Annotated in this window: 11 protein-coding genes and 1 tRNA gene; 10 read left to right on the top strand and 2 right to left on the bottom strand. The window is 69.9% G+C overall.

What is annotated here, in order from left to right; genetic code table 11:
* Window positions 1–221: 221 nt before the first annotated feature.
* The 9 genes from thrS (at window position 222) to PSEJ31_RS0109455 (ending at window position 8,191) form a co-directional block, all read left to right on the top strand.
* On the top strand, window positions 222–2,126 hold the full coding sequence (thrS, locus tag PSEJ31_RS0109495) for a threonine--tRNA ligase (protein ID WP_028915316.1): 1,905 nt from the start codon (window positions 222–224) through the stop codon (window positions 2,124–2,126).
* A 61-nt stretch (window positions 2,127–2,187) separates the two neighbouring features.
* Window positions 2,188–2,709: a translation initiation factor IF-3 gene (gene infC / locus PSEJ31_RS0109490; protein ID WP_083852379.1), complete on the top strand. Its 522-nt coding sequence runs from the start codon at window positions 2,188–2,190 to the stop codon at window positions 2,707–2,709.
* A gap of 426 nt (window positions 2,710–3,135) precedes the next feature.
* Window positions 3,136–3,333, top strand: a complete 198-nt coding sequence (gene rpmI / locus PSEJ31_RS0109485; protein WP_010342861.1) for a 50S ribosomal protein L35 — start codon at window positions 3,136–3,138, stop codon at window positions 3,331–3,333.
* 13 nt (window positions 3,334–3,346) lie between these two features.
* Window positions 3,347–3,706: a 50S ribosomal protein L20 gene (rplT, locus tag PSEJ31_RS0109480; RefSeq protein WP_019397548.1), complete on the top strand. Its 360-nt coding sequence runs from the start codon at window positions 3,347–3,349 to the stop codon at window positions 3,704–3,706.
* 109 nt (window positions 3,707–3,815) lie between these two features.
* Window positions 3,816–4,811 (top strand): phenylalanine--tRNA ligase subunit alpha, encoded by a 996-nt coding sequence (gene pheS / locus PSEJ31_RS0109475; RefSeq protein ID WP_028915315.1) that lies wholly within the window; start codon window positions 3,816–3,818, stop codon window positions 4,809–4,811.
* Window positions 4,812–4,947: 136 nt separating this feature from the next.
* Complete coding sequence (gene pheT, locus PSEJ31_RS0109470; protein ID WP_028915314.1) at window positions 4,948–7,377, top strand: phenylalanine--tRNA ligase subunit beta; 2,430 nt, start codon at window positions 4,948–4,950, stop codon at window positions 7,375–7,377.
* A gap of 16 nt (window positions 7,378–7,393) precedes the next feature.
* Window positions 7,394–7,699, top strand: coding sequence for an integration host factor subunit alpha (locus PSEJ31_RS0109465; RefSeq protein WP_019398504.1), 306 nt, complete (start codon window positions 7,394–7,396; stop codon window positions 7,697–7,699).
* Complete coding sequence (locus tag PSEJ31_RS0109460; protein WP_013534801.1) at window positions 7,692–8,048, top strand: MerR family transcriptional regulator; 357 nt, start codon at window positions 7,692–7,694, stop codon at window positions 8,046–8,048. Before PSEJ31_RS0109465 ends, PSEJ31_RS0109460 begins: the two co-directional genes overlap by 8 nt.
* A gap of 66 nt (window positions 8,049–8,114) precedes the next feature.
* Window positions 8,115–8,191, top strand: a tRNA-Pro gene (locus tag PSEJ31_RS0109455).
* A 247-nt stretch (window positions 8,192–8,438) separates the two neighbouring features.
* Here PSEJ31_RS0109455 and PSEJ31_RS16910 read toward each other — a convergent pair.
* Window positions 8,439–8,783, bottom strand: a complete 345-nt coding sequence (locus PSEJ31_RS16910; RefSeq protein WP_147208590.1) for a hypothetical protein — start codon at window positions 8,781–8,783, stop codon at window positions 8,439–8,441.
* Window positions 8,784–8,961: 178 nt separating this feature from the next.
* On the opposite strand from PSEJ31_RS16910, the gene PSEJ31_RS0109450 reads away from it, so the two are divergent.
* Window positions 8,962–10,056, top strand: coding sequence for a TraB/GumN family protein (locus tag PSEJ31_RS0109450; protein ID WP_037034937.1), 1,095 nt, complete (start codon window positions 8,962–8,964; stop codon window positions 10,054–10,056).
* Between the two features lie 83 nt (window positions 10,057–10,139).
* Here the strand turns inward: PSEJ31_RS0109450 and dxs are convergent, their stop codons facing one another.
* On the bottom strand, window positions 10,140–12,053 hold the full coding sequence (gene dxs / locus PSEJ31_RS0109445; protein WP_028915312.1) for a 1-deoxy-D-xylulose-5-phosphate synthase: 1,914 nt from the start codon (window positions 12,051–12,053) through the stop codon (window positions 10,140–10,142).
* Between the last annotated feature and the right edge of the window lie 36 nt (window positions 12,054–12,089).

Below are 12,089 nucleotides of genomic sequence, written 5' to 3'. Positions count from 1 at the left end.
GTGGCCCGCGGAAGACGCCGGCCGAGCGTGCGACATGAGCACTACCACCGCCTACCGCTGACCGCCCCCCAGGCTGCCACGTCTGCAGGCGCCTGGTGGCGCTTTTTTTGCGGTTCGTGATTGGTGATTCGTAGTTGGGGATTCGAAGCGGCCGCCCTGGCCCCGGTCCCGATGCCATCCCAATCACGAATCACCAATCACCAATCACGGCTTCTTCCCCAATGATCACCATCACCCTCCCCGACGGCAGCCAGCGCCAGTTCGAAGGTCCCGTCACCGTCATGCAGGTCGCGCAGTCGATCGGCGCCGGCCTGGCCAAGGCCACGGTCGCCGGCCAGGTCGACGGCAAGCTGGTCGACGCCTGCGACGTCATCGACCACGACGCCACCCTGCGCATCATCACCCCCAAGGACGAGGAGGGCGTGGAGATCATCCGCCACTCCTGCGCCCACCTGGTCGGCCACGCGGTCAAGCAGCTGTACCCGGACGTGAAGATGGTGATCGGCCCGGTGATCGCGGAAGGGTTCTACTACGACATCTATTCCGAGCGCCCGTTCACCCCCGAGGACCTGGCCGCGATCGAGCAGCGCATGCGCGAGCTGATCGCCCAGGACTACGACGTCATCAAGAAGATGACCCCGCGCGAGGAGGTCATCGAGGTGTTCAAGGCCCGCGGCGAGGACTACAAGCTGCGCCTGATCGAGGACATGGGCCCGGAAGTGACCCACATGGGCCTGTACTACCACCAGGAATACGTGGACATGTGCCGCGGCCCGCACGTGCCCAACACCCGCTTCCTGAAGGCCTTCAAGCTGACCCGCATCTCCGGCGCGTACTGGCGCGGCGACTCGAAGAACGAGCAGCTGCAGCGCATCTACGGCACCGCCTGGGCCGACGAGAAGCAGCTGAAGGCCTACATCCAGCGCATGGAGGAGGCCGAGAAGCGCGACCACCGCCGCATCGGCAAGCAGCAGGACCTGTTCCACCTGCAGGAAGAGGCCCCGGGCCTGGTGTTCTGGCACCCCAAGGGCTGGGCGGTGTGGCAGGTGGTCGAGCAGTACATGCGCCGCGTCTACCGCGAGACCGGCTACGGCGAGGTGCGCTGCCCGCAGATCCTGGACGTGACCCTGTGGAAGAAGTCCGGCCACTGGGACAACTACCAAGACAACATGTTCTTCACCGAGTCCGAGAAGCGGACCTACGCGGTGAAGCCGATGAACTGCCCCGGCCACGTGCAGATCTTCAACCAGGGCCTGCACAGCTACCGCGACCTGCCGATCCGCTACGGCGAGTTCGGCTCCTGCCACCGCAACGAGCCCTCCGGCGCGCTGCACGGCATCCTGCGCGTGCGCGGCTTCACCCAGGACGACGGCCACATCTTCTGCACCGAGGAGCAGATCGAGTCCGAGGTCCGCGCCTTCCACCAGCAGGCGCTGAAGGTCTACGGCGACTTCGGCTTCGACGACATCCAGGTCAAGATCGCCCTGCGCCCGGACAACCGCCTGGGCGACGACGCCACCTGGGACAAGGCCGAGGAGGCCCTGCGCTCGGCCCTGCGCGCCTCCGGCGTGGAGTGGCAGGAGCTGCCGGGCGAGGGCGCGTTCTACGGCCCGAAGATCGAGTACCACCTGAAGGACGCCCTGGGCCGCACCTGGCAGCTGGGCACGGTGCAGGTGGACTTCATGATGCCGGTGCGCCTGGGCGCCGAGTACGTGGACGAGCACAGCCAGCGCCGGCACCCGGTCATGCTCCACCGCGCCATCGTCGGCTCGATGGAGCGCTTCATCGGCATCCTGATCGAGCACCATGCCGGCGCCTTCCCGGCCTGGCTGGCGCCGGTCCAGGCGGTGGTGATGAACATCACCGACGCCCAGGCTGAATACGTGAACGAGGTTAGGAAAAGCCTTACAAATCAAGGCTTCCGGGTCGAGGCTGATTTGCGGAACGAAAAGATCGGCTTTAAGATCCGCGAGCACACGCTGCAGCGCGTGCCGTACCTGCTGGTGGTCGGCGACCGCGAGAAGGAGAACGGCGCCGTGGCGGTGCGCACGCGTACCGGCGAAGATTTGGGCACAATGTCCGTGTCCGCCTTTGCCGATACCTTGCGTTCGCAGCAGCTGGCGTAAAAACAGATGCGTGCCGGCCCCGCGCCGGCACGTGGCCTAGACCACCCCCGGAGACTGGAATATCAGCACCCCCGAGAAGCAAAACCGGAAGAACCACGAGATCCGTGTCCCGCGCGTGCGCGTGATCGGGTCCGATGGCGAAATGATCGGCGTCCTTTCGCGCGACGAGGCCCTGCGCCTTGCCGAAGAGGAGGACCTGGACCTGGTCGAGATCCAGCCCAACGCGGATCCGCCGGTCTGCAAGATCATGGACTTCGGCAAGTTCAAGTTCGAACAGCAGAAGCGGGCCAGCGAGGCCAAGAAGAAGTCCAAGCAGGTCGAGATCAAGGAAGTGAAGTTCCGCCCGGTCACCGACGAGGGCGACTACCAGATCAAGCTGCGCAACATGCGCCGCTTCCTGGAGGATGGCGACAAGGTCAAGGTCAACATCCGCTTCCGCGGGCGCGAGATGAGCCACCAGGAGCTGGGCCGGCAGATGGCCGCCCGGATCGAGGCCGACCTGGGCGAGGACATCGTGATCGAGTCGCGGCCGCGCCTGGAAGGCCGGCAGATGGTCATGATGATCGCGCCGAAGAAGAAGTAAGCCGCGACGCGGCAGGGGGGCGGCCCGGTGGCCGACCCCGGCGAAGGGCGCCCCATGGCGCCCTTCGCCGTATCCGGTCCTGGCGTTGCCACGCCGGCGGCCCCATCGTGCTCCGGTTGGCCGGGCCTGTGCTGGCCGGTGCCGGCCGGAAGCAAGCCGGCGGCCTGCCCGGGCGGTGCCGCCGGCCTTCCGTTGGCCTGCGCACGGCTCTTGCGCCCGCCCGGCGAAACCCGCTGATTTGCAAAAGGAAAGCCAGCCGGGGCATAATGCGCGGCTCCGGTTTGCCGGAGGGCTGGCAACAGCTACAGGACCCGTCGCGGTTTCCCCTGGGGACTCAGCGACTTACCGACCGGTATGGGCAAGGATGGAAAGCGCGGGGCAACCCGCCGCCCGTGCCAGTGACAGTTCCCATCAAGGACATTCGCAATGCCCAAGATCAAGACCAACCGGGCGGCGGCCAAGCGTTTCCGCAAGACCGCCTCCGGCAAGTACAAGGCCGGCCACGCCAACCGTAGCCACATCCTCACCAAGAAGGCCACCAAGCGGAAGCGCAACCTGCGGCAGACGAACCACGTCCGCGCCGAGGATGCCGGCCGCCTGGACCGCATGCTGCCGTATCTCTGAGGAGGACTGAACAATGGCACGAGTCAAGCGTGGCGTGCAGGCGCGCCGCCGTCACAAGAAGGTCCTGAGCCAGGCCAAGGGTTACTACAACGCCCGCCGCAAGGTCTTCCGCGTCGCCAAGCAGGCGGTCATCAAGGCGCAGCAGTACGCCTACATCGGCCGCAAGCAGAAGAAGCGCAACTTCCGTTCGCTGTGGATCACCCGCATCAACGCGGCTGCCCGCGCCAACGGCCTGAGCTACAGCCGCTTCATCAACGGCCTGCTGAAGGCCGGCATCACCCTGGACCGCAAGGTGCTGGCGGACATCGCCGTGCACGACGCGGCCGGGTTTACCGCGCTGGCGGAGAAGGCGAAGAGCGCTCTGGCGGCATAAGTTGCGAACCGCACCGGGCCCGTCCGCGGGCCTGGCGCCGGTCACCGCATGCATGCATGGGGAAGGGCGCAAGTCCTTCCCCATTTGTTTTTCCGAGGGCCCGTTTTCCATGAGCGATATCCAAACCCTGGCGGCGCAGGCGCTGGCCGACATCGCCGCGGCGCAGACTCCCGAGGCGCTGGAGGCGCTGCGCGTGGGCCTGCTGGGCAAGCAGGGCGCCATCACCGCCCAGCTCAAGCAGCTCGGCGCGTTGCCGCCGGAGCAGCGCAAGGCCGCCGGCGAGGCGATCAACCGCGTACGCGACGAAGTCTCGACCGCGCTGTCGGCGCGCCGCGCGCTGCTGGAGGAGGCCGCGCTCGACGCGCGCCTGGCCGGCGAGGCGGTGGACGTGACCCTGCCGGGCCGGCTGGCCCAGCGCGGCGGGATCCACCCGATCTCCCGCACCCTGGAGCGGATCGCCACCATCTTCGGCAACCTCGGCTACGAACTGGCCGACGGTCCGGAGATCGAGGACGACTGGCACAACTTCGAGGCGCTGAACTTCCCGCCGCACCACCCGGCGCGCGCCATGCACGACACCTTCTACTTCGGCGACGGCCACCTGCTGCGCACCCATACCTCGGGCGTGCAGGTGCGCTACATGGGCGACCACCGCCCGCCGTTGCGCATGATCGCCGCCGGCAAGGTGTACCGTTCCGACTCCGACCAGACCCATTCGCCGATGTTCCACCAGGTCGAGGGCCTGCTGGTCGACGAGACCTCGACCTTCGCCGACCTCAAGGGCACGCTCTCCGAGTTCGTGCGCGCCTTCTTCGAGCGCGACTTCCAGATGCGCTTCCGCCCGAGCTACTTCCCGTTCGTGGAGCCGGGCGCGGAGGTCGACATCGCCTGGCAACAGCCGGACGGCAGCGTGCGCTGGCTGGAGGTGCTCGGTTGCGGCATGGTCCACCCGAACGTGCTGCGCAACTGCGGCATCGATCCGGAGCGCTACACCGGCTTCGCCTTCGGCCTGGGCGTGGAGCGCTTCGCGATGCTGCGCTACGGCGTCAACGACCTGCGCGCCTTCTTCGAGAACGATGTGCGGTTCCTCAGGCAGTTCGCCTGAGGGCCGTGGCTGGTGATTGGCAACTGGTGATCCGGAAGAGCGTGTACGGCCAGCCGGCCACGCAGGATCAGCAACAGGGCCATCACCGTCGCGGCACTTCCAATCACGAATCACGAACCACGAATCACGGCACCCCATGAAATTTTCCGAGAACTGGCTGCGCAGCCACGTGTCGACCCTGGCCAACCGCGACGCGCTCGCGGCGACGCTGACCGCCATCGGCCTGGAGGTCGAGGAAGTCACCGCACTGGGCGACGGCCTGGCCGGCGTGGTGGTCGGCCGCATCGTGGAAGCCGTCCGCCATCCGGAGGCCGACCGCCTGCAGGTGTGCAAGGTCGACATCGGCAACGGCGAGCCGCTGCAGATCGTGTGCGGCGCGCCCAACGCGCGCGTCGGCCTGGCCGCGCCGCTGGCGACGGTCGGTTCCAACGTCGGCGGCATGTCGATCAAGCCGGCGAAGCTGCGCGGGGTGGAGTCGTTCGGCATGCTCTGCTCGGCGAAGGAGCTGGGCCTGGACGCCGACGCTTCCGGCCTGCTGGAACTGCCGGCCGACGCGCCGGTGGGCGTGCCGCTGGCCGGGTACCTGGGCCTGCCGGACGCCAGCATCGAGATCAAGCTGACCCCCAACCGCGCCGACTGCTTCAGCGTGCGCGGCATTGCCTACGACGTGGCCGCCGCGCTGGGCAGCGAGGTGGCGCCGATGGACAACGCGCCGGTGCCGGCCGCGACCGACGCCACCGTCGAGGTCGCGCTGGAGGCCGGCGAGCGCGTGCCGCGCTTCGTCGGCCGCGTGATCGAGGGCGTGGACCCGGCGGCGCCGACCCCGGTGTGGATGGCCGAGCGCCTGCGCCGTTCCGGCGTGCGCCCGATCAGCCTGCTGGTCGACGTCACCCAGTACGTGATGCTGGAGCTGGGCCAGCCGATGCACGCCTTCGACCTGGACAAGCTGGAGGCGCCGGTGGTCGTGCGCCCGGCGCGCCAGGGCGAGACCCTGCAGCTGCTGGACGGCCGCGAGGCCACCCTGGACGGGGAGTTCCTGGTCGTGTCCGACAGCCGCGGCGGCCGCGGCGCGCGCGCCGTGGCGGTGGGCGGCATCATGGGCGGCGAGGCCACCAAGGTCGGCGCCAGTACCACGCGTGTGTTCCTCGAGGCCGCGCACTGGGTGCCTTCGGCCATCATCGGCCGCAGCCGCCGCCTGGGCCTGCACACCGACGCCGGCCATCGCTTCGAGCGCGGCGTGGACCCGGAACTGCCGCGCACGGCGATCGAGTACGCCACGCGCCTGATCCTGGATATCGCCGGCGGTCGTCCCGGTCCGGTCACCGAAGCCACCGTGCCCGGCGCGCTGGCCGCGCCGCAGCCGATCGCCCTGCGCCGCGCGCGCATCGCCCGGGTGCTGGGCACCACCATCGCCGACGCCGAGGTCGAGCGCATCCTGCGCGCGCTGGGCATGCAGGTGGTCGCCACCGGTGAGGGCTGGCAGGTCACCGCGCCCAGCCGCCGCTTCGACATCGCGATCGAGGAAGACCTGGTCGAGGAGCTGGCGCGCATCCACGGCTACGACCGCATCCCGGCGACCATTCCCGCCGGCCCGGCGCGGGTGGCCGCGCCCAGCGAGGGCGTGCTGCCGGAAGGTGACCTGCGCCGCCACCTGGTCGCGCGCGACTACCTGGAGGCGGTGTGCTTCGCCTTCGTCGACCAGAAACTGCTGCAGGCCTGGGGCTGCGAGTCCGGCACCGTGCCGCTGGCCAATCCGCTCAGCGCGGAGCTGGCGGTGATGCGCCCGCGCCTGCTGCCGGGCCTGGTCGACGCGCTGGCGCGCAACGCCGCGCGCCAGGCCGGCCGCGTGCGCCTGTTCGAGCTGGGCCGCGTGTTCGCCGAGGCCGATCCGGGCGACCGCCAGCCCGGCGCGCCCCTGCCGGCGCCGCGCGAGACGCGGCGCATCGCCGCCGTGGCCTGCGGCGAAGCGGTGGCTGAACAGTGGGGCCTGCAGGCGCGCCCGGTCGATTTCCACGACCTGAAGGGCGACCTGGAATCGCTGGCCGCCCTGGCCGGCGCGAAGCTGGCGTTCCGGCCCTCGGGCGCGCCGTTCGGCCACCCGGGCCGCAGCGCCGATGTGTACCGCACCGACCTGGAGGGCGGCGAGGTCCTGCTGGGCTGGATCGGCCAGCTGCATCCGCGCCTGGCGAAGGCGCTGGAGCTGGACGTGGACGCCTACGGCTTCGAGCTGGAGCTGGAGCCCCTGCAGCAGCGCCCGCTGCCGCGCGCCCAGGCCCTGTCCCGCTACCCGGCCGTGCGCCGCGACCTGGCCTTCGTGGTCGCCGAACAGGTGGCCTGGGCGGAGCTGGCCGCCAGCGTCCGCGAGGCCGCCGGCGAGGTCCTGCGCGACCTGCAGCTGTTCGACCGCTACCAGGGCCCGGGCGTGGAATCCGGCTTCAAGAGTCTGGCTATGGGCTTGATTTTGCAGGACAACACGCGCACTCTCACGGACCAGGACGCCGATGCCGTGGTCGCGCGCGTGGTCGCCGCACTGGGCAACAACCACGGCGCGAGGATCCGCGGCTGATACGGGAACAAGGGACATGGCACTGACCAAGGCGGAGATGGCCGAGCGTCTGTTCGACGAAGTCGGCCTGAACAAGCGCGAGGCGAAGGAATTCGTCGACGCGTTCTTCGACGTGCTGCGCGAGGCGCTGCAGGGCGGGCGGCAGGTGAAGCTGTCCGGCTTCGGCAACTTCGACCTGCGCCGCAAGAACCAGCGCCCGGGCCGCAACCCCAAGACCGGCGAGGAGATCCCGATCTCCGCGCGCACCGTGGTCACCTTCCGCCCCGGCCAGAAGCTCAAGGAGCGCGTGGAAGCCTTCGCGGGAGTGGCGCCGAATGCTTGATCCGGGCAGCAACCGCGAGCTTCCGCCGATCCCCGCCAAGCGTTACTTCACCATCGGCGAGGTCAGCGAGCTGTGCGACGTCAAGCCGCACGTGCTGCGCTACTGGGAGACCGAGTTCCCCAGCCTCAGCCCGGTCAAGCGCCGCGGCAACCGCCGCTACTACCAGCGCCACGACGTGCTGATGGTCCGCCAGATCCGCAGCCTGCTGTACGAACACGGCTACACCATCGGCGGCGCGCGCCTGCGCCTGGAAGGCGAGGGCGCCAAGCAGGAGTCGGCGCTGAGCAGCCAGATCGTGCGCCAGGTGCGCATGGAGCTGGAGGAAGTGCTGCAGCTGCTGCGCCGCTGAACGCGGACTCGCGGTTGCGCCGGGCAACCGGTATAATCGCCAGCCCGCCATGGCGGGAAGCTTTCCCGGGGTATAGCGCAGCCTGGTAGCGCACTTGTCTGGGGGACAAGTGGTCGTCGGTTCGAATCCGGCTACCCCGACCAAATTCAGGTACCCGAAAAGCGGCTGCCGGTAACGGCAGCCGCTTTTCGTCGTGGCCCCCGCCGCGCCACGGCAGGCGCCGGGGGCCAGGCGCGATCAGGAGCGCGGGCGGTCCCTGTGGTGGCAGGGAAGCCCTGCGGCACCTTGCCGTCCTCGTCCAGGAACTCGAGCGAGGGCGCTGCGTCGGGACCGGGTTGCATCCTGATCCGCGGGCGGCCCTGCTTGTCGGCAAGGGCCACCGGGGAAGAGTCACCCGGGGTGCGGCCGACGAACAGCCGTCGGCTCTGGTGGCCGCCGGCCTGGCGCCACTTTGCAGCCAGCGCGTCGCGCTCCGGCCCGGGTGGCAGCCTGCTGGAGGCTTCCTCCGGTGGCTACCGGGGCCGGCAGGCACTCGCCGTTGGCCGGCACCAGGGTACGCGACCCATCGGCGTTGGCCATGTTGATCCGTTCCACGGTGATCCCGGTGAACTCGGCCTTGCCCTTGCGGTCTGATGCGCCAGTGAGCGCCACGGCGACGGCGACCACGGTCGTGGCGGCCAGGCAGCGCCTGGGCAGGCGGTTCTGTGCGGGCAGCTGCGCGACGGACTGCTGCATCGATCCTCCATGTCGGTGGTTGGGCGCCGACCGCGGCGGCCGCCGCGAGGGCCGACCGCGCATGAGCGTGGGTGCCGGTGCGTGACTCAAGTGCTGCTGGGCGGCGTGGACGGTATCCCGGCATGGCGCATGGCCGCGGCCGGGCGGGTTTTCGAAGTTCAACCATGGAGGGATTCGGATGCGACGCATGCTGGGCTGGTGGATGTCATTCCTGCTGGGGGCGGTGCCCGGCGCGGCGATGGCGCAGGCCGAACCACCCGTGCCGCTGGATGGCGACGGGGAGGTGGTGGACATGGCCCCGGTGCTGGTCGCCGGTGTCCAGCCCGGTCCGGGGCTGTGGCGGGTCAGCAAGGACGACCATGTGCTCTACATCCTCGGTACGCAGTCGCCGCTGCCGCGCGACATCGACTGGGACGCGCGCGAGGTGCGCGAGGTACTGGACGAAGCCGGCGCGGTGCTGGGCTCGCCGGGCCTGTCGGTCGACGCCGATGTCGGTTTCTTCCGCGGCCTCACCCTGGTGCCATCGGCGATGAAGGCGATGCGCAATCCCGGCGGCGCCACGCTCGACAAGGTGCTGCCGCCGGAGCTGTACGCGCGCTGGTTGCCATTGAAGCAGCAGTACATGGGGCGCGACCGCGGGGTGGAGAAGAAGCGCCCGCTGATTGCCGTATATGAGCTCTACAAGGCCGCGCTGGACCACAGCCGGCTGCGCCAGGGTGGTGTGGTGGGCCCGGTGCTGGCCAAGGAGTTGAAGGCGCGCGGCCTGGAGTCCACCTCGACCGTGCTCGAGCTGAAGATCGAGGACCCGCGCCAGGCCCTGGCCGACTTCCGCGGCGAGGCGCTCAAGCCGCAGGACCTGCAGTGCTTTGCCGCCACGCTCGACGTGATCGAGCAGGACCTGCCGCGGATCGCGGCGCGTGCCAACGCCTGGGCGGTGGGTGACGTGGCCGCGCTGCGGGCGATGCCGCGCAACCGCCGGCAGCTGGCCGACTGCATGGATGCCTGGGTGCAGGCCGAGGCCGCGCGCAAGCGTGGTTTCACCGACATCGAGGCCCGGATGCGCGAGCGCTGGCTGGCCGCGGTGGAGAAGGCGCTGGCCGGGCACAGGGTCTCGTTCGCCACGATGAGCATCGACACCCTGCTGTACGACCGCGAGGGCTATCTGGCAGCGCTTGCCGCGAAGGGCTACCGCATCCAGGCGCCGGACGAGCTGGTGGAGGGTGACGGGGAATCGCCGTCGGAAGAGGCGCCGGAGGCTGCGGCCACCCGCTGATACGGCAACGGCCGCTTTCGCGGCCGTCGTCGGCACCCGACCGGCATCGGGAAGGCCAGGGGGGGGCGGGGCCCCTTCCGGGATCAGCCGCCCGCTGCCAGCGGCAGGATGCCCGCGCCCGCGGCCAGCTGCGGCCAACGGCGCAGCACCGAGGCGTGGATGCCGGCGGCGTCGATGCCGGCCTCGGCCAGCAGGTCCTCGCGGCTGGCGTGGTGCTGGAACGCGTCCGGCAGGCCCAGCTGCAGCACCGCCATGGCGATGCCTTCGGCGTTGAGCAGCTCGGCCACGGCCGAGCCGGCGCCGCCGGCGACCACGTTGTCCTCGATCGTCACCAGGCCGTCGTGGCTGCGTGCCAGTTCCAGCACCAGGTCGCGGTCCAGCGGCTTGATGAAGCGCATGTTGGCCACGGTCAGGTCCAGCTCCGCGGCCACCTCCTCGGCGGCCGGCACGGTGGCGCCGAACGCCAGCAAGGCCACCTTCTTGCCCTTGCGGCGCAGCTGGCCGCGGCCGATCGGCAGGGTCTCCAGGGCCGGCTCCACCGCCACCCCGGGGCCGGTGCCGCGCGGGTAGCGCACCGCGGCCGGGCCGGGGTAGCGCAGGCCGGTGGTGAGCATCTGCCGGCACTCGTTCTCGTCGGCCGGGGCCATGACCACCATGTTCGGCACGCAGCGCAGGTAGCTGAGGTCCAGGTTGCCGGCGTGGGTGGCGCCGTCGGGCCCGACCACGCCGCCCCGGTCGATCGCGAACAGCACGTCCAGGTTCTGGGTGGCCACGTCGTGCACCAGCTGGTCGTAGGCGCGCTGCAGGAAGGTGGAGTAGATCGCCACCACCGGCTTGGCGCCCTGGGTGGCCATGCCGGCGGCCAGGGTCACCGCGTGCTGCTCGGCGATGGCCACGTCGAAGTAGCGCTGCGGGTATTCCTTCGAGAAGCGCACCAGGCCCGAGCCCTCGCGCATGGCCGGGGTGATGCCCATCAGCCGCGGCTCGGCGGCGGCCATGTCGCACAGCCAGTCGCTGAAGACGTCGGTGTAGGTGGGCTTCTTCGCGCCGGGCTTGGCGACCAGGCCCTTGGCCGGGTCGAACGGGCCGACCGCGTGGTAGCCGATCTGGTCGCCCTCGGCCAGCTCGTAGCCCTTGCCCTTGGTGGTGATCACGTGCAGCAGCTGCGGGCCCTTGAGGGTCTTGAGCGTGCGCAGCGCGCCGAGCAGGGTGGGCAGGTCGTGGCCGTCGATCGGGCCGGTGTAGTGGAAGCCCATTTCCTCGAACAGGGTGGAGGGCACGAACATGCCCTTCCAGTGCTCTTCCCAGCGCTTGACGAAGCGCGCCGGCGGCTTGTTCTTGTCGCCCAGCAGCTTCTTGCCGCCCTCGCGGATCCGGTTGAAGGTGGCGCTGCCGGTCATCCGGCCCAGCATCTTGGTCAGGCCGCCAACCGCCTCGGAGATCGACATGCGGTTGTCGTTGAGGATCACCAGCAGGTTCGGCTCCTCGTCCATGCCGCCGGCGTGGTTGAGGGCCTCGTAGGCCATGCCGGCGGTCATCGCGCCGTCGCCGATCACCGCCACCACCTTGCGGTCGTCGCCGGCCTGTTGCAGGGCGATGGCCATGCCCAGGGCGGCGGAGATCGAGGTGGAGGAATGGCCGACGCCGAAGGTGTCGTACTCGCTTTCCTCGCGCTTGGGGAACGGCGCGATGCCGTCCTTCTGCTTGACCGTGTGGATGCGGTCGCGGCGGCCGGTGAGGATCTTGTGCGGGTAGGTCTGGTGGCCCACGTCCCACACCAGCTGGTCCACCGGCGTCTGGTACAGGTAGTGCAGGGCCACGGTCAGCTCGACCACGCCCAGGCCGGCGCCGAAGTGGCCGCCGCTGCGGCCGACCGACTCGATCAGGTAGGCGCGCAGTTCCTGGGCGACTGCCGGCAGCTCGGCCTCGTCGAAGCGGCGCAGGTCCGCGGGCGAGTCGATGCGCGCGAGGCGCGGGTAGCGTTGGGAGTCGATCATCGGGGCCGGAAAACCGTACGGTGGCCCATTTTCCTC

The sequence above is a fragment of the Pseudoxanthomonas sp. J31 genome (genome assembly GCF_000510725.1).
Taxonomy (GTDB): domain Bacteria; phylum Pseudomonadota; class Gammaproteobacteria; order Xanthomonadales; family Xanthomonadaceae; genus Pseudoxanthomonas.
This window is presented reverse-complemented; position numbering and strand designations above follow the sequence as displayed.